This is a genomic window from Microvirga soli (genome assembly GCF_016734765.1).
Taxonomy (GTDB): domain Bacteria; phylum Pseudomonadota; class Alphaproteobacteria; order Rhizobiales; family Beijerinckiaceae; genus Microvirga; species Microvirga soli.
On sequence record NZ_JAERQE010000019.1, the window covers coordinates 1 to 21301 of the forward strand.

Here is a 21301-nt window from a genome sequence, read left to right on the forward strand (position 1 = left end):
CGTGAACGCTTCATTGTCCGTCCTTGTGAGGGGCCGGACTCTAACTCAACCTGGAGGAAAATTTCAGTGGCAGGTCACGATGGCTCAGCTTGCCGTCTCAACGCAAAGGCGCGACAACATGTTCGCCATTTGTTCTTTGTTTCGCCACATAAATCCTTAAGATCCGGTTCTTCTGTTAAGCACTGGATTTGGGATGACTACGGATAAGACAAAAGCGATCGAGACTGCCGTCAGTCAGATTGAGCGAGCCTTTGGAAAAGGCGCCATCATGCGCCTTGGTGGCGATCAGGTTGTCGAAGTAGAGACGGTTTCCACGGGGTCACTCGGACTCGACATCGCGCTCGGCGTCGGCGGTTTGCCACGCGGCCGGATCATTGAGGTCTACGGACCGGAATCGTCCGGCAAGACAACGCTTGCGCTCCAGACCATCGCTGAGGCTCAGAAGAAGGGTGGCGTCTGCGGCTTCATCGATGCCGAACATGCCCTGGATCCGGTCTATGCTCGTAAGCTCGGGGTGCATCTGGACGATCTCCTCGTGTCTCAGCCGGACAATGGCGAGCAGGCGCTTGAGATTGCCGACACGCTGGTGCGGTCAGGCTCCGTGGATATTCTCGTCATCGACTCGGTTGCGGCTCTCACGCCAAAGGCCGAGATTGAGGGCGAGATGGGGGAGAGCCGTCCTGGTCTGCAGGCGCGCCTAATGAGTCAAGCGCTGCGCAAGCTTACCGGTTCGATCAGCCGCACCAAGACGATGGTGATCTTCATCAACCAGATCCGCATGAAGATCGGTGTCATGTACGGAAGCCCTGAGACGACGACAGGTGGCAATGCACTGAAGTTCTATGCCTCCGTGCGCCTCGACATCCGCCGGACGTCAACCCTGAAGGATCGCGATGAGCCGATTGGCAATCAGGTACGTGTGAAGGTGGTCAAGAACAAAGTTGCTCCGCCTTTCAAGCAGGTCGAGTTTGACATCATGTTCGGTGAAGGCATCTCTAAGATGGGTGAGCTGATCGACCTTGGTGCGAAGGCTGGCGTAGTCGAAAAGTCTGGCGCCTGGTTCTCCTATGACAGTCAGCGGCTGGGGCAGGGGCGTGAGAATTCCAAGACCTTCTTGAAGGAGAACCCGGAGATCGCTGGCCAGATCGAGGCCAAGATCCGCCAGAACGCAGGCCTGCTCATCAATGACCTGCAGGCGAACGACACTGGCGATCAAGGTGTAGACGACGCGGCGTAAACAGGCGACAAGGCCGGTCATGATGACCGGCCTTTCCCTTTCAGGCGACCTTTTGCTCAGGCTGAGGGACGGTATCGAACAAACGGTAGCGTCCTCTGCCTTCAGACTTCGCCTGATACAGGGCTTTGTCTGCTCCCCGCATGATCTGGTCGCGGGTTAACGTGTGATCCCTGGCCATGAAGATCCCGATACTTGTCCCAATCGTGATCTCCTGACGCTCCAATCCGATCGGGGCACTGACGGCTGCAATGATCCGCTGTGAGATCGTCTCAACAATCTCGACCGAAATAGGGTCTCGGAGCAGAACAGCGAATTCATCACCACCCAGACGGGCAGCGACATCGCCGGATCGGAGTGAATTCTGAAGACGCTTCGCGATGATTCGCAAAAGTTCATCGCCTGCGGCATGTCCAAGCCTGTCATTGACCTGCTTGAAGGCGTCCAGATCGAGATACAAGACCGTCAACGGCTGCCCCTTGGTGCGCAGCGCGTCGAGGTCATTGTCCACGCACTGGCGGAAGAGAATGCGATTAGCTAACCCCGTTAAGGCATCGTGATGGGCAAGGTGGGACAGGTTCGTAGCAAGGTCCTGAACCTCGCCATGGGCGCTCTCCAGAAGATCGTTCTGTCGCTTCATAAAGGCAATCAGGCCGAAGCCGCATGCGATCATTCCGATCATCAAGAGCGTGAAAGTTCGATGCAAGCTTGACAGGGATGCATGATCCTCGGTGATCAAACCGGCAACGTACTGGTTTGCCATGCCGACGAGGGTTGGCAGAATAGATTCAATCGGCTCAAGCAGTGCCGCTGCCTGCTCAGCTGCCCCGGGTTCCTCAAGGCGATCTATAAATGGCTCCACGGCTTTGCGGATCTCAATCAAGCGGTCCGCTGTCGTCTGGATTTCATTTGTACTTCGCGCGAAGATGCCAGAGTCGCCCTCCGTTAGCATTTTGAAGCGGCTGTGAATGATGTCGAATCTTAAAACAACGTCATCAGCCGTTACGCCTCCGATCCCTGTGCGATAGGCAAGAAGGACCTGTTGAAGGCGAAAGAACTCGGACTCCGCCTTGTTTGCCACCCATGCAATATCTAAGCGTGAGACCCGTTCAAGGCGTGCCTGACGTTCAGCAATGAGCCAGGACAAATAGGCAGCCGAGACGATAAAGCAGGCTGCAAGAGGAACGAGAATGATCTTGAACCGACTGAGGGAGCGAGTTCGTCTCGATGCGGTGGGGCTCATCGATTTGGCTGATCTTAGGAGGGTACGGATCATTGAGCGGCCACCTCGCTGAGGACCCGAACGCGCGTGTTTGGCAGCGGGATGACATTGTCATACGCGAAGGCGGCGATCTTACTGACGGGAACGGGAGGTCCTAGAAGATACCCCTGAGCATCGGTGAACCCTTCCTTTATCAGGAAGTTAAGTTCGTCGGCTGTTTCTACACCTTCAGCAATCACCGGCAAGCCGAGGCCATGGCACAGGAGACGGATGGCGCGAACGATTGATGCGGTCTGCTTATTGGCATGAACCGACTTAATGAATGATCGGTCGATTTTGATTTTATCGAGTGGAAACTCCCTCACGTTCGATAATGAGGAATAACCGGTTCCAAAATCGTCCATCGCTATGGTGACGCCGAGGGACTTGAGCTTGTTGAGAGTTTGCAACGCTCGATTCGGATCACTGATGAGCGCCGTCTCAGTCACTTCAATCTCAAGGCGGCTGGGTGGGAGATTACTCTCCGCTAAGACATTCCGAACTAGGTCGGCCAAACCCGTGTCTATTAGCTGCCGGGCGGAAACATTCACGGCGACGGTGAGAGGCCGCTTCCAGGTTGCGGCCTCTTGGCACGCATTGCGTAACACCCATTCACCCAAGGTGAGGATGAAGCTGCTTTCCTCGGCAATTGGGATGAACAGCCCGGGGGAGACATCTCCGCGGGTAGGGTGCGTCCAGCGCAACAAAGCCTCGAAGCCGGTGATCTCGCCTGTGCGGATCTTGGCCTGAGGCTGATAGACGAGATGAAACTGGCCATCATGAATAGCTTTAGCCAGATCCTCTTCGATGGCCCTTCGGTCGCGCAGTTGTTGGCCCATGACGGGGTCGAAAAAGCGGCAGGATCCGCTCTCCTCATCCTTGGCTCGATGAAGAGCCGTGTCGGCGTACGTAAGCAATTCGGCGCGATCAGAAGCGTCGGATGGATACAAGGCGATGCCGACGCTAACGGAATTAGATCCAGGGAGGCCAATCTCGCTGGTGCCGGCTGACACGTTTCTTTGGAGCCTCTCAACCAGGAGCCTGACTTCCGTCGGGCTTTCAATGTTGGGCATCAGGATTGCGAACTCATCTCCTCCGAGCCGTGCGAGAGTCTGCCCGCGGCTGAGCGTTGCAGAGAGCTTCCCAGCAACCTCTCGAAGGGCGTGATCGCCGGTCGTATGCCCATAAAGATCGTTGATGTTCTTGAACCCATCGATGTCGTGGCAGAGGATTGCTAGCTTCTGGCTCCTGGCCTGATGCCCTGTGATCTCACGATCAACCCTGTCGATAAAGTTCGCTCGGTTCTCAAGGCCTGTGACGAGATCCCGCGTTCGGCTCCAGCGATCCCGGATTCCCATACCGGCGCCGATGCCCGTGAGAACGACCCCTGCAACGTAGGTCAACAGGGTCGGATTGATTCCGAAGCCGTCCGGAGGAGGAGGCGAGAGTACCCTGCTCGAGACCCAGTAGGTGGACCAGATGGCGAACAGGCCCGATGAAACGGATATCCCTTTCAGAACGATACGCATGATGCCGCGGGCCTTGCGAGCCTCGGTCCATTGATGGGCGCTCGTGAGACAGGCAATGACGAGAGTTGCAACCCCCACTGCGGTCAGGAGAGCGGATCGCTCTGTGAAAACAAATTCCTGAATGGTCAGCATTTGATGCCCGCATCAACCTCCGAGCGTCAGCGGCCATTTGGTGCTTGAACTCGAAATAGCTTCAACAGTTCCGATATACCGGGTTTGCACCGGTATGGCGGGGCGGCATCATGCCTTTGGATCGGGCTCAAATCAGCGAGCTTCCAATCCGCCATATGAAACGCAAATCATAAAGTTTTGCTTAGCCGACGTCTAATACCGATTGCGCGGCACCACAATCAATCCGTAGCAACTTGAGCGCCATGGTTAATCCTGATCGTAGTGAACGGAATCTCTTGTTCAGAATTGAAGTCTCTTTAGCTCCAGGGTAAAGCAGGCCTGCCATTACAGACCTGCGCATCTGGTTAGCTGACGTACACTAGCTTGCTGGGATCGAGCTCAGTCTCGCCATCCCACTGGTAGGCCGTGAGATGGCCGCCCTTGGCCACAGAGTAGTCGAGAGACAGCCGGCGCCGGTCAGTGACGATAGGCTCACCTTGAATCCAGTAGTGCCCAAAGAGAACCGGGGCGGCGTGGTAGTAGGCGAGAATATCATCTGGGCCGAGTTCGATATCGGGGAGGAGAGCCGTCGTTTCCGGATCGACAAGAGCCGCAGTCTTGTAGGTCATGGCCGCATCATCCCACCAACGAATGCGGGTGTTGGTCCGCTCGTGCCCATCCTTGTCAAAGAAGGAGACACCTTTCGGCAGGGCGATCTCGAGCCCCTTAAGTAGGATCTCGACGGCATTGTGTGCCGGATGGGCTTTCTTAACAAAGTGTAGATCCCGTCCTCTGCCAGGAATCAATGCTCATCGACATAGGGAGGGACGATCGCGATCTCGCGGGGGTACCAGCAGGCGTGAATCACCCGCAGCTTAGGGTTTTCGTACCAGAGGGGCAGTGTCATAAACCAAGAGACGAGCTCATGATGGAGGGGCGAGCCTTCATCGACTGCCGTGAGAAACGCCTCATGCTGTTTGCGCTTCTTGGCGCTGTAGGGCCGCAGAGGCTTTGCGGAATCAGCCGGATCGGTCAGTGACCACCCAATTGCATTGTGTTCATGATTGCCTATTGTCACATGGGCGAAGCCCCCATCGTGCATTCGGCGGAGGATCTCCACGGTCTCTAACTGCTCCGGCTCATGGTCGATGAGATCGCCGACGCTGATCAAAGTGCGCTCCTGGTGCTGCCAAGTGCCATTCTTTCCAGCTCTACCGGTCAAGCAATCTGATAGGGCATTTTCTTCTGCCGCCCGAACCCTCTTCCGTCGTACCCCCGTTCGGCCGATGCTTCCACATGGATAACGGCATAGGTCATAGGGATGCCGATGCTGTTGCGGCCTGGGCTTATCGCTAGGATTGCATCTCATTCACGCCGTCGTGATGGCCCTAATGCGCTTAGCTAATCCGTTCCCGATCGGGGATTGTTCACCACGGCTGAGGAACGCAATCCTAGGCGAGTTTCAAGGGCGCTGCCCAACACTTCAGGAAGTGTTCAGCATTCCTGCCAAACAGTGGCTGAAGGTTCCGGGCGTGGGGCAGACCCTGCTCACGGAGTTGGAGGCTATCATGCAGAACCGATTAGAGCAGACGAAAGGCCAAGTCTCGGCGCAAATGACTGATGCTGAGCTGATCGCTCGGCTGGAGCTATTACTGCATGACCTGAAACGTCTTAGCCATGAGGTTCAGACACGCTTGGACAACGTTTCTAAGAGTCGACCTAGAACCGGCGGATCAAATCACTGAGTGACTACCATGCTTGCTGCTACAGCCAGTGGCTAACACATGGTGAGTTGCAAGCCACTCTGAACCCAATCCAAGGCATCACCTGACGAGCAGAAGCCGGTTGCATGAGATACGAAAACCACGCTGCATAAATAAACTTACCAGTATTGCATAGTTTCCTAATAGAGGAAGAGCAGCCGTAATTATCTACTAAACTGCATCTTTCCTGAAAGACAAGATTGTGCAATTTTCATGGCGGAACTTCTTTTCGCCACAAAGCGTTGGGGAGCCGGTACAACTAACCCGCCAAATCATCTCGAACGAACGAAAGCTTGCAGACGACAACATGAGCGATGATCTCATCCCTGAAGCCTGTCTCGGATTCGCTGGACCTGAGGATCAGGTTGTTTCGCTTAACGTTCCGCTCGCGATGGAGGAGGGGCAGAACTGCTCGTATCACTCTTTCGACATTGAGTACGACTCGGACCAATCCGAGACGCTGACAATTCGTCTGTTGGAGTTGGATCAGTATGGGTTCATCAGGACGGCACTACAAAGTGCCTCGTTTCCTGTTGCCCTGGTGGCTGATCTGGTGAGCAAGCGGAAAGCCACCGACGAGGAAGTCGCTGAATGGAAAAGTATGGCTGATGAGGATTGACGGCGCCATGTTACATGAATGAGCAAATTGGTAACCGGGACTGGGTAACGTAGAGGCTGGTTCTTCTTCTGACCTAATATTTCCACCATGCCCTTCAAGGCCAATGCTGCTCGCCGTCACTACACTCCTAAGCAGCGATACCGGGTGACGAATTGGGCCGGGTACGACGCCAGTCTACGTCAGCGCTGAAGCCTCACGGTCTGGTTCTCACAGGAGGCGATTGCCGCCTAGCGGGCTGAGCCGCGCACCACACCAGGTGGTCAAGCCCACTACTCGGCTTTGGCGATCAGCACGGCATTGACGCTCCAGGCGGTGTTTCAGTTGGCGCTGCGTCAGACGGAGGGCCCGATCGCCTCGATCCTACAACTCCTGAGCCTGGATCTGGCGGTGCCGGATCATTCGACCCTCAGCCGTCGCGCCGAGGCCCTCGAGGTGCCAAGATCAATCTCACGCACCGGGCCGATCCATCTGTTGGTCGGCAGCACAGGGGTGCGGCTGCGTGGGTCCAGCGAGTGGCTGATCGAGAAGCATGGCACCCGCAGACGCCAATCCTGGCGCAAGCTGCACATCGGGCTGGATGCAAGCACTGGGCGGACTCTCGCCTCAGAGCTGACGCCCCATGATGTCGAAGACGGCTCGCAGGTCACGCCCCTGCTCGGGCAGATCTCCGGTCCACTCGCCTCACTCACCGGCGATGGAGCGTACGATCAGGAGAGCATCTACGCTACCGTCGCCCAACGTCATCCTGATGCTGACGTGATCATTCCGCCCCGATCAACGGCAGTGCCGCGCAAGACGGTAGAGAACGCTCCGACCCAGCGCAACTGGCATCTCCAAAGTATCGCCGAGCATGGACGCATGGGCTGGCAGAAGCGGTCCGGGTACACGCGTCAGGCTCTGGTGGAGACTGCGATCAGCCGGCTGAAACGAGTGATCGGAGACGCCTTGCGTTCACGGACCAACCGACGTCGTGGTACTGAGATCGCGATCGGAGGTCAGACCTTGAACCGGATGCTTGAATTCGGAAGCCGAAGTCCGTCCGCATCGCTTAAGTGAAGGCTTGGCGCGGGCTCAATGTGGTTCCCTGCACGATCCGTGCAACACAGCTGCAGAGGCTCCGGCACGGGCCTTACCTTTTGGACGCAGGAGCCGGTGGAAGCGGACGCTGTCCGGCAAGATTGTGCCACGCGAGGAATGAAAGGACAAACCTGTATGCAGCGACAGCGGTTGGCCCAACATGGCGTCTGCTGTGACCGAGGGGAGGCTCGTCGACGACAAGCGGCCAGCTGGTGCTGCACGCCTGAGGGTGTGGGCGTGCAGCTCAGGCATCAGGCGATCATTTGCCAGTCGCTAATTGAGACGTGGTCAATCCGCACCAGTTCGGCATCCTTGCGAGTGCCATAGATCTCAAAGATGGATCCTTGGGTCAGATGAAGCTGAGCCTCGTAGAAAGTGAGGGTCTTGGCATCAGATCCTGTCGAGCCGAGTTGCTTGTCAGCGATCCACGAAGCTGCTGCCGCACCGTTGATGCGAATACCCATGGGAGACGCGCCATCGTTCTCGTCATAGTAGGCGACCTTGACCTTGTAGGTGCCACTCTGACCCGTGAATGTCCCCTTGGCGGTCGCCTCGACGTCCTTGTTCCGGTTCTCAACCGCTTGACCACCTTGAGCCGAGCTGAGGCTAATCAGGGTGAACTTGTTGAGCGCAAGCGTCTCGAGCTGGGTTGTGCCGACGCTGATCGCCGGAAACTGTGTTGTGGGCGGCGGAGGATTGGTCTCTGGGACATCCTGCACGTTCAGCGTCACGGCACCGGTGGCTCTATCACCATCCGCATCAAACGCCGTGTAGCTGAAGCTGTCAGAGCCAAAGAAGTCGACCTTCGGCGTATAGGTGAACGACCCATCGTTGTTGAGCGCCACGGTGCCGCCTTGAGCAGTGGTGATCTGACCTGCAACGGCTGCCTTGCCGCCGTCCAGAGCCGTGTCGTTGGCCAGAACACCCTGTGCGGCACTGACAGTCAGGACGGTGTCTTCGGTCGCGCTGTAGGTGTCGTTCGCTGCAACCACGGGATTGTCGGCAGGAGGCGTTGGGGTGCTGGCAGGCTCGACCGTAAGCGCATCAATCCGGACCAACTCAGCATCCTTGCGGGTGCCATAGATCTCGATGGTGGCACCCTTTGTCAGCTGAAGTTGCACCTCATAAGAGGTTAGCGTCTTGGCGTCAGATCCTGTGGAGCCGAGTTGCTTGTCAGCGATCCATGACGCTGCTGTTGCGCCGTTGACGCGAATGCCCATGGGAGACGCGCCATCGCTCTCGTCGTAGTAGACGACCTTGATCTTGTAGGTGCCGCTCTCCCCCGTAAACGTCCCCTTGGCCGTGGCCTCAAGATCCTTGTTCCGGTTCTCCACCGCCTGACCGCCTTGTGCCGAGCCGAGGCTGACAAGAGTGAACCTGTTCAGGGCCAGCATTTCCATCTGGGTGGTGCCGACGGCAATCGCCGGAAACGGTGTTGTGGGTGGCGGTGGATTGGTCTCCGGAACATCCTGGACGTTCAGCGTCACAGTGCCGGTGTCCTGATCACCGTCCCCATCGACAGCGGTGTAGACAAAACTGTCGGAGCCGAAGAAGTTGGCTTTTGGCGCGTAAGAGAACGAGCCATCTTTATTGAGCGCCACGGTGCCGCCTTGAGCCGTTGTGATCTGCCCCGCAACCGCCGCTTTGCCGCCATCGGAGGCCGTGTCGTTGGCCAGAACTCCCTGAGCCGCTCCAACCGTGAGGACCGCGTCTTCGGTGGCGCTGTAGGTGTCGTCCCCTGCGACCACCGGATTATCGGCTGTGCTGGGCACAGAGGTTGTGCCTGAGGCCATACCGGTGATGGTGTTGCCGGAGACCAGAGTGCCCGTCACCCCGGCATCGTCGTTTGTCGGCTCCTCCCGAACACCATAGCGGGCGTCAATCGTGCCGTCGGAATAGATCTTGTTGTTCAGGATCTGCGCGTTGGTTGAATAGTATGTTCGCCCAGTCGTGCTGTCCGCCCGTTGAATGATCTGAACTTCATCGTAGGTGTTATGGCCTGCCTGCGAGTTGTTGTAGATGGTGCTGTTCTGAACGGTCGTATCGGTTGATCCCTCGATCCGCACCCCCTGCCGCTGGTTGCCGTAAACTGTCGCTCCGTCAACGCTGACATCGTCAGCCATCCTGGTCAGGATGCCTTCGCGGGCATTGTCGTGGTACTTGCCCCCGACAATCTGGATGTCGCTCGGCCATGCGATGTTTTCGGAGCCGCGCTGCACGACGACGCCGGCTGAGCCGTTGCCGTAAGCTTCGTTGTTGGAGAGCAGAAGGTTCGTTGCCGTCGTCGTGATGTTGAAGCCGTGGCGATCGTTGTCGTAAGCGATGTTGTTGCGGTAGACCCCATCAATGATGTAGTCGGCGACGAAGCCATCCAGGCCGTTTCCATGCGAGACGCAGTTCTCGATTGTCAGGCGTATGGTCTGCTCGTGCGGGTCAAAGCCGTAACCGGAACAATCCAGAATCTCCACGCCGGACACGCGGATATCGGCATCCTTCTGGGTGCTGCCGGGACGGACGCCGGTGTAGAACCCGTCAATCTTGCCGGTCGTCTGGTCACGGTTGCCGTCAATGGTCAGGTTCAACAGGCCCGCATCGCTGGTGACCTCGTTGTACGGCGTTCGCACGACCCCGGTGATGTCGCCTGACCAGCCGTCGGCTACCTTGAGGATTGTCTGGCCCAGGCCTGCGCCCTGAAGGATGGTGCCGGTGAGCAGTTTAATCGCGCCATCGCTTTTGTCGCCTGTGCCTGAGACGATATAGGTGCCGGTCGGGAGAGTAACGGTGACGGGCCCAGCGGATGGGTTCTTGAGGTACTGGGCATTCGCCGCCCTGATCGCGGCGTTGATGGCGGCGGAATCGTTTGTGGTGTTATTGGGGGTGGCGCCATAATCCAAGGCAGAGATCGTCGGCATCCGTGGGTTTCCATTTCAGAGTCAGAGCAGGTGGGACCGCAACATGGCGAGTGAAGCTTTCGGACAAAGCTCCTGACACTGAATTCCAAAGCGAGGCGACACGGTGGCACGTGATTGGCGCATAGGGATTATTACTCATAGGGGTCAAGTGTCGTGGTGCCAATGAAAAGCCAAGCTTTGACAGCCAAGCAAGAACTCGCAGCCCACATCGTTTGCCTCGGTGTCTTCACCGGGCTCTGACGGTATTCGTATGCGGCATGGAGTGGCCCGTCACCGGTTGGGAGCATCCGGTGCGGAGCCTTCGACGAGCGACGCCCGCGGCCGTGCCAGCATCAAGGAGTTTTGTTCATTTGGAAGGGGAGTTGGGGCGCGTTCAGAAGACGGGGAACGCATCCAGGAACTTTAACGCCTTACTGGCACGATGTGGACGGCACGACCATCGCGTTTATCACCGGCAGTAAGTCTGTCGATCAATCCCCTGAGATGCTGGTCATCGTATACCCCGCCCCATTGTGCGGTTCAGTTCGTTGCTGGGGCTGTTACAAACCGCACAGCTAACGCCTACAACGCTATGCCGGTTTTCTCTGGGTTCTGTCGCAAACTTGAAGTATAGGCAATTTTCAGCGCCATTTCCGGTCCTGGCAGCGGCGCTAAGCCGTTGACTTTACAACAGCCGGTCAGCGCGAACTCGCCACTATCGACAAGTAAAGACCGAATTTGCGACAGAACCGGTCTGACGACGGGTGCTGTCGACGGTGCAATCGTTGGTGGTCCATTTGGAGTGGCTCTCTGTGGGGCGATTGGCGCGATTGTTGGTGGGACGCTTTCAGCACCCAGTCTGCTCAGGTTCAGCAGTATGCCGTAACCTAAGGCACGCCGTCTGCGTATGTTCAGGACCAGGTTATTGTGGGAGCGCCTCTGCCACGGACGGTGAACTCTTACCCAGTTCCTGCGGGTACGGGCGTGAACACGCAGTATCAGTACTCGGTTCTGACAGCGCGCCGTGCTGGTTGATCCGCGGACCCACCGGGTCATCGGGTTGATCGAGTAATCCATACCAACGCGGGAGGAGGGGCGGTTCAAGGCGCAGCCCTTTTTTGCGGTTGCCTGCGCAAACTGAGCAACCGACAGACCCGTCCGAGGATTGTCTTGGGAGTCTGCCGGAATGGGCCTCGATGGACATCCACAGCTTACCCGCTGAGCAGAAAAGCTCCGCCTGTCAGGCAGGGAAGGGGAGCTTTGCTGATTTTATCAGGTCGGGATCATGATCCACCTCAGAGCAGGCGACCGCTCAATCAGCAGGATCTCGCTTGCATCGAGACAGTAGCAGGTCCGGGTCAATACGGTCGTGCAACGCGAGCGGTTGATGCGCATCTGGCCTGACGATTCCAGGAGCCAGAGGGTCTTTGGCGTGACCCGGTACACCACGCACCAGTGGTCGGTTGTGCCTGTGATGCCGATCAGCGCCACGCGCCGTAATCCCAATTCCCTGATACACGGCAGCCCACAGGTTGGGCAGGGTGCGAGTCTCGCACTTCAAGTTTCGACTCTGAATGCGACCCTGACCCGCAAACACCATGAGCCGCTTCAGTTGGGCGAAGTACACCCAATGGGGAGGGGGCTGGTGGAGGTGTTCACAGTCCTCTCCTGGTCCATTCTGAAAAACTGCAGATCGAATGCTTGGGCTTCCTGAGACCCGCCGGCCGTGTCGTACCCGGCAATTGACAGCTGACGTGGCGCAGGATCACCATTCGACGGTGGGGGGCGCCACAAGGATGGCTGCCATGGACACTTTCGACCACATCCTGAACTGGAAGCTGAAGCAGGGCTCGCACACCTTTCCCGGCCAGGACGGCGGAACCTGCATTAACGAAGCGGCTATCGTCGCGGCAGGCTTTCCATACCGGCCCGTCCGCTCCGTGCAGGACATGCCGGACTGCTTCTCGCGCCCGATCTGTGCGCTCGTGATGCAACTGAACGATGAAGCTACCGATGAGGAGCGCCAGCACCTGCTGCCCTTCGTCACCCGCCTGGCCTGCGCTGACACGCCAGAGATTGAGCGGGAGCGGGAGGTCTACATCGCTTCCCGCCTGAGGCACCATGTTCCGTTCCGGGGACGGCTCGAAATCCTCAGGGGTGCGCTCACCATCGGACGGCAGGCTGACCTGCTGGCGCCCGAGGAGGTGAGGACACGCATGGCTGTCGTTAAGCAGAACGCTGCAACACCTACCTCCGTGGCTGACCATCCCATGTTCGCCAAAATCAAGAGCTGGTTCGGCTCGGCCAAGAACACAGAGCCTGTGAGCTGACTGGTCGATCCCTCCCAGAGGCGCGGGAGAAGAGACTGGGATGTGGGATTGCCCCGCATCCTGAGTCAGAAGGTTCTAAAATAGAGTGCCTTAGTTCATGCGCCAGGAGCAGGCCTCTTGGGTCATGGGGCTTTGGAGATATACGACGAAGTTTGAAAGTAGTCTGTTGTCGTTGAGCTGCATAGCACGAAGAATATTTAGCAATACAGAGTCTATTTGAATCTCTCTCTGTCAGAGCTAGAATCTAGCTTGAGTATTAAATGGCGGAAATGCGGTAAGTCCACTGCAACGTGACTGGATCCATCCAAGCGCTCGACTCATTCTGACTCAGCTTTTCAGTGGAAATCGTAACCAGGATTAATCGATTCTTACAGAGCGACTCCACACGTAACACCGAATCGGTTCATCTCTCATGTGTTGGGAGAGAGTGGGGTAAACAACGTCCGATAGCTTAAGGCAGCAAGATCATCAGCGCTTCCGAGAGGTCCCTCGCCAGACGGGCTTCCGGGAGATTGTTGTGTTGGTGCTTGAAGAAGCCGGTGGCGAGATCAGTGCCCGCACAAGAGAGGGCATCGGTCTCATCGGACTGCGATTAATCCCCGACCTCGCGACACTCTTCGAACGGGAGAAGACAACCGTGAACTAAGGCTAGGCAAAGCAAAAGGCCCACGAAGCTGGAAACTTCGAGGGCCTTTGGAGTCACCGAGGGATCGGCGACAGGAATGGTGTAGCAACCTCCTTATGCCATCCCGACAAGCTGTGTGTCAAGAACATCGGTTTCGGTGAACGCTCCCGCTTTGCCCTCACAATGGAGGGCACGATGCAACCCGCATCGTCTGGAGGCCGGCGGCTGAGACACGCTGCTTTGGCTGCGAGGAAGTTTGCGCTCGAATCCGGGCGCACTGTTACACGAAAGGAGCTTTCAGCCTCTGCTCGTGATGCTGAAAGGGCGCTCCGTCTGAGCGCGCCGCAACGACTGGTCTTGAGCCAGCTTGTCGTCTGTTGGGGCGAACAGCACATCAACAGGCTGCTCGTCTGGCCGTCCAACCAGCGGCTGACGGCGGCCACCGGACTGTCGGAGCGGTCAGTCCGCAATGCCATCCGGGCGCTGATTGAGTTTCAAGTGCTCATCCCGAAGGACTCCCCGAATGGCAAGCGCTACGCCGTTCGGGACGAAAAGGGGAATGTTGTCGATGCCTTCGGCTTCGATCTAACGCCGCTCTATGCACGCCGAGGCGAGTGGGCCGCCGCCACCGCTGAGCAACAGCAGCGAAAGGAACTTCTAAAGCGCTCCTTTGACGAGATCACGGTCTGCCGTCGTGCCACCGAAGCGGCTTTGAGTGCACTGGCCCAGTACTACCCCGCTGTTGATCGTGCTGCTCTTGAGAACCACCTCAGTACACTGAAAGCTCGCACCCCAAAACGCTCCGGGGCGACACTCCCGGCTGGGCTCGTCGAGGTCTGGAACGAGATCAGACAGCTCGCTGAAGAAGCCTTCTATCAGGCAAGCTGTGACGGCACGACATGCCGACACATAGAGGCAGAGAATGAATCCTTGAGTAAGACTTGTCACAATGGCCGCCAGGATGACATGGAGCCTGCTGCTCAGACCGCTTTACCCACTGAGCTGTCGCTACCAACCTTGATCGTCGAAGCATGCCCCGTGATCTCCGATTGTGCTCACCCGATCCGAGACGCTGCCGACCTTGTTTCGGCCGGGCGCTTTCTTCGAGCCTCCTTGGGGGCTCACCCAAGCGCCTGGACTGAGGCCGTCGAGGCCATCGGAGCCATCCATGCTGCAACAGCTGTGATCTACGTCCTGCAACTCTATGACGACGATGTCTCGAGTGGCAAACACAGCATCCGAAACCCTGGTGGGTACTTCCGGTCTATTATTCGCCTCGTTAAGGGCGGCGAAATCGACCTTCAGACTGAGCTGCTTGCCTTGCGGAGACACAAGCTTGCGCAAGTGGACAAAGTCGGCCGGCCGGGGAGTGAAGTATGTTGTGGCCCGAGTCGAAAGACTTGGGTGCATGAGGTACCCTCCCAAGGAAGCGTGCAGCAGCCAGCCATAACTCGTGTCTGGCGCACGGGTCATCGGAAGGGCACTGCGGGGTTGCCATTTGAAGGGCAGCTGATGGCTGTGACGTCGGGACTATGACTGGGGCAAAGGCCCTATGGGAGGACGATTCTTATGGAACTTGGACTCTACACCTTCGGCGACGTGGGCGCCGATCCGGTGACGGGACGCCGGGTTGGCCCGGCGGAGCGCCTTCGCAACCTGGTGGAAGAGATTGTCCTGGCCGACCAGGCGGGACTGGATGTGTTTGGTCTCGGCGAGCATCACCGGCCCGACTATGCCGTTTCAGCGCCTGCTGTAGCGCTGGCAGCCGCAGCGACCCAGACAAAGCGCATTCGTCTGACAAGTGCGGTGACGGTGCTTAGCTCCGATGACCCTATCCGCGTGTTTCAGCAGTTTGCCACCCTCGACAATCTGAGCCAGGGGAGAGCCGAGATCATGGCCGGCCGCGGCTCCTTCATCGAGTCTTTTCCGCTCTTCGGCTACGACCTTGATGATTACGACACGCTCTTTGCCGAGAAGCTGCAACTCCTGATGCAACTCAACGAAAGCGAGCAGGTCAGCTGGCCGGGCGGGAAACATACTCCCCCGATCACAGACCGTGGTGTCTATCCGCGGCCCTATCAGGAGAAACTGCCGATCTGGATCGCGGTCGGTGGGACACCGCAGTCCCTCGCTCGTGCCGGGGTGCTCGGTCTGCCACTGGCTCTCGCCATCATCGGGGGAGAGCCAGCGCGCTTTGCACCCCTGTTCGACCTCTACCGGCAGGCGGCCCAGCGCGCAGGCCACGATCTGACAGCCCTAAAGACATCGATCAACGTGCACGGCTTTGTCGCCACGACTACGCAAGAGGCTGCCGACACCTTCTATGCCCCGCAGGCGGAGGTGATGAACCGGATTGGGCGGGAGCGCGGTTGGCCGCCGACCAGCCGCCAGCAGTTCGACGTGGCACGGGGACCCCGCGGGGCGCTCTTCGTCGGAAGCCCTGCAGAGGTGACAGACAAGATCCTGGCCGCGCATGAGATCTTCCGGTTCGACCGCTTCCTGATTCAGATGGCCATTGGCGTGATGGACCACGTCAAGCTGATGAAGGCGATTGAAATCTTCGGAACGAGGGTGGCGCCGGAGGTGCGAAAGGCGCTCCGATCGTAATGGTAGGCGGTATGAACGAATTTCTGAGGAATGGCAGGAGGCAGTCGTTGGCGACCGCACTCCCGCAAAGATCATTTGCGATTGCCTCTTACGGCACGCACCGCCGGATTACCCTAGCGAGCCGCTGTGAGAATGCCTTTGCATCAGCCGGGAGTTCACCGTCCAGGATCCGAGCCTCGTCCAACAGGAGATGAGCCGCGTCTTCACGAAGCGTCTGCTCACTCTCGCCAAGGTTGGCGAGAGCCATCACGAGGTCATGGTGCGGGTTGATCTCGAGAACGGGTTTGGCTGCAGATGTCAGCTGACCCGCGCGGGCGAGAAGCCGCTCGAGCTGGCGGTCCATGCCGGTCTCAGACGCCACAAGGCAGACGGCGCTTTCCGTCAGCCGCTCGGAGGCGCGCACATCGGCGACGGCCTCGCCCAGGGTGGCCTTCACGGATTGGATGAACTGCGTCACCGCTTCTGGCACCGGCGCGCCCGTATTCTCCTTGGCCTCGGTCAGCGGGATCTGCGCCAAGTCGGCACCGCCCTGGGTGACCGACTTGAACGGCTTGCCCTCGTAATCGACGCCAGCCGTGACCCAGAAGCTGTCAACCGCATCCGGCAGCAGCAGCACCTCGATGCCGCGGGCCCGGAATCCTTCGAGCTGTGGCGAGGCCTCGAGCCGGGCGAGATCCGTTCCCGTCACGTAGTAGATCGCGGTTTGGTTCTCCTTAAAGGAACCGACATAATCCTTGAGCGAGCGCCACCCGCCACTTGACGCGGTGGTCTTGAACCGGGCCAGTCCCAGCAGGTTCTGGCGCCGCTCGAAATCCTCGTAGAGCCCTTCCTTCAGCACCGGCCCGAAGGTCTCCCACACCTTGGTGTAGGCCTCCGCATCGTTCTGGGCGAGCTTCTCAAGCTCGCTCAGGATCCGGCTGGTCACGCCCTTCTTGATGGCAGCGAGAAGTGGGCTTTCCTGGATCATCTCGCGCGAGACGTTGAGCGGCAGGTCGGCCGAGTCGACCAGTCCGCGCACGAAGCGCAGGTACCGCGGCAGGAGCTCGGCCTCGTCGGTGATGAAGACCCGCTTCACATAGAGCTTCATCCGTCCGTGACGGTCGGGATCAAACAGGTCGAACGGCGTGGAGCCCGGCACGAAGGCCAGGGCGGTATATTCGTGGCGGCCCTCGGCCCGGAAATGCACCGTCAGGGCCGGCTCATCGAACTGGCCGGCCACGCTGCGGTAGAAGTCGGTGTAGTCCTCAGGCGTGATCTCGGAGCGTGGCTTCACCCAGAGAGCAGCGCCGTCGGCGACCTCCTGCGGCTCCGCTCCGGGCTTCTCGACAAGGGAGATGGGCACGGGGACGTGGCCCGACTGCTCCTTGACGATGCGCTCGAGCCGGTAACGATCTGTGTAGGATGTTGCGTCTTCCATCACGTGGAGGATCACCCGCGTACCGCGGGCCGGGGCTTCATCGAGTGCCGCGGGCGCGACCGTATAGGAGCCCTTGCCGTCGGACGACCAGATCGTAGCCTCCTCACTGCCGGCCCGGCGTGAGACGACATCGACCCGGTCGGCAACCATGAAGGCCGAATAGAAGCCAACACCGAACTGGCCGATTAGCTGGGCTCCTTCGCCGCCTTGAGCCGCCTGGATCCGGTCCATAAACGCCTTGGTGCCCGAGCGGGCGATGGTGCCGAGCGCCTCGATCATCTCGTCCCGGCTCATACCGACGCCGTTATCCTCGATCGTCAGGCGGCGGTTGTCGGCATCGATCAGCAGCGTGATCCGGGACTTGGGATCATCGCCGAGCAGGACAGGGTGGGAGATCGCCTCGTAGCGCAGCTTCTCGCAGGCATCGGCCGCGTTCGAGATCAGCTCGCGCAGGAAGACGTCCTTGTCGGAATATACCGAGTGCACCATCAGGTGCAGCAGCTTGGCGACATCGGCCTCGAAGGAGTGGCTCTCAGGGGCGGGGGTGCTGTCAGCAGTCGTCATGGCGTGAGATGAACCTTGTTGCTCCGGCGGGCGATGAGATGGCTGCCGACGGTCAAGATTTCAAGTCTCGCGTATGCCTCAAACAAGCGCGTACCTTGGAGGAATGCTTGACGCAGGCTAGCGCGCCGACCGGAACCTCCCGAAGGCGGTGATCCTCTGGGTGCAAGGCTCGACCTCGCGCCGGTAGACCTCGCGCCGGAAAAAAGTGCGCCCTGCCTGATGGAGCAGTTGCGCAACAAGCCACAGGCGGGGCATTGCCTCGCACGAGACTGGACGGAGAGCCCCATGATAGAGTTCGACGGTAGTCCACAAGAGTGATACACACGGCGCCATTGAGGGCGACGTAAGTGGTTGATTCTGCTGTATTCTCAGGGGCGGATGTACAATCCTCACCTGGGTGCAGACCAAGAATTCAGAGAGCTTTCCTAGTCTGCCAGTTCCGGGATTTTTGCGCGACGGAGGGGCCTCGCCTTACGTGCAGGTTCATGATCCCCACCAAGAAATTAAGCTATTTTCTTTTAGGAATTGGGCAGCAGTTCACAATAGCGCCGTCGATGTTACTTGACGTAGAGGTCCGCCTCACGCTCGGCTGACGCTTCCTCGGCCAGCCATTGTCTGAACAGTGTTAGGTGCCGATCCGTCGCACGGCTCCCATGGAAGAGCAGGTGATAGTTTCCGGCGCTGCGTATTCCGGGCTTGAACGGACAGATCAGGTCGCGGGCTGCTTCGTAATGTCTGAGAAGCACAGTTGGTACAATCGCGACCCCCTTACCAGAACGCGCCGCTTCCATGGCCATAAAGAAGTGTCCGAAATAAAGCGCATCCCGGTCGGGAACTAGCGAGGATCCATTCGCCCTGAGCCAGTCATGCCAGGCATATCGGCGCGTCGTGACATGAATAAGCCGGTAACGCGCGAGGTCGTCAATCGACATAAGTGGACCATTTACATCGATCAGTTGCTGAGCGCAGACAGGGGCAAGTACATCGGGGAACAGCAAGTCCGAATGGATGCCACGCCAATCCGTGACCATGTCCATTTCTATTCTCGGGTTGTCGGAACCGAATTCCTCTCCCGGGATACGACCGACACGGATCGCCAGATCCGCGCCTTTTGCCTGAAGGTCTACCGGCTCAATTGAGTTGATGATGCGCACCTCGGCTTTGCCTTGTGCTTCCGAGAATGCAGCTAGACGGGGCATGAGCCAGAACGACGAGATCGTTGGGAGAACGCTGATCGTTATGACCTCCCGGCGTCCCTCGCATCGCAGGCGTCCGGTTGCACTCTCAACTTCGTCGAGGGCCCTTCCTATCGAAATAAAATACTGTTCGCCCTCAGGTGTGAGCTCAACCTTGCGGATCGACCTCGTGAACAGCGCCACGCCCAGATGCTCCTCCAGAAGCCGAATCTGGCGACTGACGGCACCCTGAGTGACCAGCAATTCCTCTGCAGCCTTAGTAAACGACAAAGTTCGTGCAGCAGCCTCGAAAGCTCGCAGAGCGGATAATGGAGGAAGCTTGCGTCGCATGGTCCTGGATCCCGAGGCCATCTTATCGCAAGCCTACCTCATATTGTTCGAAGATCCAGCCCCGCCCCCTTGCTCATGCATGAGCTATTGTCATCCATGGCGCACAATTAATCATTTGTTGGTGCATCGAGAAGTCCTCTAGCTTTGATCCTATTCCAGGGATGCTCTGGCTGAGGAGAGCCGCAAGGCATCTGCAGCCAGAGCCAGACCCGACAAAGGGGACGGCTTGTGACAACATACGTTGCGCCTGTCTTCGAGGTCCAGGGAGTTGCAAAGCACTACGGTGCAACCTGCGCTCTTCGCGATGCGTCCCTACGCCTGTTTCCCGGACGGGTTCACGCTCTTCTTGGAGAGAACGGGGCCGGCAAGAGTACGATGGTGAAGATCATTGTCGGGGCCATTCAGCACGAACAAGGCGCAACCACGATTGATGGCTCTGCTGTACGCTTCCGCTCAGTCCAGGAGGCTATCGCAGCCGGAATCATTCCGATCTACCAGCACCTGAGCCTATTTCCCCATCTCAGCATCATCGAAAATCTTTCGGCCTTCTCGTATGGCAGCACGAGAAGCCTTTCGGCGAAGTCCGCCACCATCAGCCGCCAAGAAGCAGAGACCTGGCTCAAAGCCGTCGGGCTCGATCTGGATCCCGAGACGCCTGTTGAAGCTCTCTCACTCGGCGAACGGCAGCTTGTGGAGATTGCCCGCGGCCTTGGGCAGAAGTGCAAGGTCCTGGTGCTTGATGAGCCGACCGCTGCACTGACCCAAGAGGAGGCTGAGCGCCTCTTTGGCGTCGTCCGCACTCTGTGCTCCCAACAAACTGCCGTTCTGTTCATTAGCCACAAATTCGATGAGATCGATGCTCTCGCCGACGATGTTACAGTGCTGCGGGACGGTCGGACGGTCATCGATGGGGAGCCACGCGCAAATCTGACCCGCACAGATCTCGTTCGCGCGATGCTCGGAGAGGCCGTCGATATCGCGATCCGAGATCTGCCGCCCCCTGGAGACGTCACGGTCCGCGCGAGCAGGCTTCAACTTCACGCGAACTCATCGCCATTTGACGTTGCAGTTCGCGCCGGTGAAATCGTTGGACTTGCCGGCCTGGTTGGCTCGGGGGTGCTTGAACTAGCATCGGCTCTGGCTGGGGCTCGCTCTGCAGTCTCAGGCACGTTGAAGGTCGGCGAGCGGGCCATCCCTCTGGGTGATCGTGGAAGAGCCGTTGCTGCTGGCATTGGCTATGTTCCCAGCGACCGCCATGCGGAAGGACTGTTTCCGATGTTGACGGCGCTGCAAAACGCCTCTGCATCCATAATCAAAAGCTTCTCAACTCACGGCATTCTTCACCGAGAGGTAGAGAGTGAAAGCATCTTGCCATGGCTGCAACGCCTTAAGCTGCATCCCTTTCAACCAGATCTGCAGGCTGGAAATTTCAGTGGTGGCAACCAGCAAAAGCTCCTCATATCGCGCAGCCTATCTTTGCCGCAGCTCCGTGCTTTAATCGTTCTTGAGCCAACCCGCGGCGTTGATATTGCGGCCCGAGAGACGATTCATGAAGCGATCATTGAAGCCGCTCGAAATGGAGCTGCTGTTGTGCTGGCTTCAAGCGACCTCGATGAAGTGATGGCTCTCTCTCATCGTATCCTGGTCGTGCGCCATGGAAACGTTGAATGTGAACTTCCTTGGGGAGCCGGCCGAGCTGCTCTCATGCAATCCCTGGCAGGGAGGGCGGCTGCTTGACGGCTCTTAC

14 protein-coding genes and 2 pseudogenes are annotated in these 21301 nt (G+C 58.4%); 8 read left to right on the forward strand and 8 right to left on the reverse strand.

Features of this window, described 5'->3' with window-relative positions:
• Positions 1 to 193: 193 nt before the first annotated feature.
• Positions 194 to 1237, forward strand: a complete 1044-nt coding sequence (gene recA, locus JKL45_RS16435) for a recombinase RecA (RefSeq protein WP_201862668.1) — start codon at positions 194 to 196, stop codon at positions 1235 to 1237.
• 40 nt (positions 1238 to 1277) lie between these two features.
• On the opposite strand, the gene JKL45_RS16440 is transcribed toward recA, so the two are convergent.
• The 4 genes from JKL45_RS16440 to JKL45_RS16455 form a co-directional block, all read right to left on the reverse strand.
• Complete coding sequence (locus JKL45_RS16440) at positions 1278 to 2510, reverse strand: GGDEF domain-containing protein (protein ID WP_201862669.1); 1233 nt, start codon at positions 2508 to 2510, stop codon at positions 1278 to 1280.
• Positions 2507 to 3898 (reverse strand): putative bifunctional diguanylate cyclase/phosphodiesterase, encoded by a 1392-nt coding sequence (locus tag JKL45_RS16445; protein WP_246498584.1) that lies wholly within the window; start codon positions 3896 to 3898, stop codon positions 2507 to 2509. Before JKL45_RS16445 ends, JKL45_RS16440 begins: the two co-directional genes overlap by 4 nt.
• A 602-nt stretch (positions 3899 to 4500) precedes the next feature.
• Positions 4501 to 4764 (reverse strand): hypothetical protein, encoded by a 264-nt coding sequence (locus tag JKL45_RS16450; protein WP_201862671.1) that lies wholly within the window; start codon positions 4762 to 4764, stop codon positions 4501 to 4503.
• 173 nt (positions 4765 to 4937) lie between these two features.
• Positions 4938 to 5306 carry a metallophosphoesterase family protein gene (locus JKL45_RS16455; RefSeq protein ID WP_201862672.1) on the reverse strand — a complete coding sequence of 123 codons (369 nt, stop codon included), beginning with the start codon at positions 5304 to 5306 and terminating at the stop codon, positions 4938 to 4940.
• An 899-nt stretch (positions 5307 to 6205) separates the two neighbouring features.
• On the opposite strand from JKL45_RS16455, the gene JKL45_RS16460 reads away from it, so the two are divergent.
• Positions 6206 to 6517 (forward strand): hypothetical protein, encoded by a 312-nt coding sequence (locus JKL45_RS16460; RefSeq protein WP_201862673.1) that lies wholly within the window; start codon positions 6206 to 6208, stop codon positions 6515 to 6517.
• Positions 6518 to 6604: 87 nt separating this feature from the next.
• Positions 6605 to 7569: pseudogene (locus JKL45_RS16465) on the forward strand (IS5 family transposase).
• Positions 7570 to 7845: 276 nt separating this feature from the next.
• Here the strand turns inward: JKL45_RS16465 and JKL45_RS16470 are convergent.
• Positions 7846 to 10506, reverse strand: a complete 2661-nt coding sequence (locus tag JKL45_RS16470; protein ID WP_201862674.1) for a cadherin-like domain-containing protein — start codon at positions 10504 to 10506, stop codon at positions 7846 to 7848.
• 891 nt (positions 10507 to 11397) lie between these two features.
• On the opposite strand from JKL45_RS16470, the pseudogene JKL45_RS30820 reads away from it, so the two are divergent.
• Positions 11398 to 11520: pseudogene (locus tag JKL45_RS30820) on the forward strand (DUF1236 domain-containing protein); the annotation flags it as partial.
• A gap of 237 nt (positions 11521 to 11757) precedes the next feature.
• Here JKL45_RS30820 and JKL45_RS16480 read toward each other — a convergent pair.
• Positions 11758 to 11976 carry a hypothetical protein gene (locus JKL45_RS16480; protein ID WP_201862676.1) on the reverse strand — a complete coding sequence of 73 codons (219 nt, stop codon included), beginning with the start codon at positions 11974 to 11976 and terminating at the stop codon, positions 11758 to 11760.
• Between the two features lie 314 nt (positions 11977 to 12290).
• On the opposite strand from JKL45_RS16480, the gene JKL45_RS16485 reads away from it, so the two are divergent.
• The 3 genes from JKL45_RS16485 to JKL45_RS16495 all read left to right on the forward strand — a co-directional run bounded on the left by JKL45_RS16485 (position 12291) and on the right by JKL45_RS16495 (position 16047).
• On the forward strand, positions 12291 to 12815 hold the full coding sequence (locus tag JKL45_RS16485) for a hypothetical protein (protein ID WP_201862677.1): 525 nt from the start codon (positions 12291 to 12293) through the stop codon (positions 12813 to 12815).
• An 820-nt stretch (positions 12816 to 13635) separates the two neighbouring features.
• Positions 13636 to 14976 carry a plasmid replication protein RepC gene (gene repC / locus JKL45_RS16490; protein ID WP_201862678.1) on the forward strand — a complete coding sequence of 447 codons (1341 nt, stop codon included), beginning with the start codon at positions 13636 to 13638 and terminating at the stop codon, positions 14974 to 14976.
• Positions 14977 to 15009: 33 nt separating this feature from the next.
• Positions 15010 to 16047 carry an LLM class flavin-dependent oxidoreductase gene (locus JKL45_RS16495; RefSeq protein WP_201862679.1) on the forward strand — a complete coding sequence of 346 codons (1038 nt, stop codon included), beginning with the start codon at positions 15010 to 15012 and terminating at the stop codon, positions 16045 to 16047.
• Positions 16048 to 16135: 88 nt separating this feature from the next.
• On the opposite strand, the gene htpG is transcribed toward JKL45_RS16495, so the two are convergent.
• Together htpG and JKL45_RS16505 are read right to left on the reverse strand one after the other, a co-directional pair.
• The gene (htpG, locus tag JKL45_RS16500) at positions 16136 to 18028 is read right to left on the reverse strand and encodes a molecular chaperone HtpG (protein WP_201862680.1); all 1893 of its coding nucleotides are present in this window, start codon (positions 18026 to 18028) and stop codon (positions 16136 to 16138) included.
• Between the two features lie 557 nt (positions 18029 to 18585).
• Positions 18586 to 19554 (reverse strand): LysR substrate-binding domain-containing protein, encoded by a 969-nt coding sequence (locus tag JKL45_RS16505; protein WP_201862681.1) that lies wholly within the window; start codon positions 19552 to 19554, stop codon positions 18586 to 18588.
• A 228-nt stretch (positions 19555 to 19782) separates the two neighbouring features.
• Here JKL45_RS16505 and JKL45_RS30675 point away from each other — a divergent pair, with 228 nt between their 5' ends.
• Positions 19783 to 21291, forward strand: coding sequence for a sugar ABC transporter ATP-binding protein (locus JKL45_RS30675; RefSeq protein WP_201862682.1), 1509 nt, complete (start codon positions 19783 to 19785; stop codon positions 21289 to 21291).
• Positions 21292 to 21301: the final 10 nt, after the last annotated feature.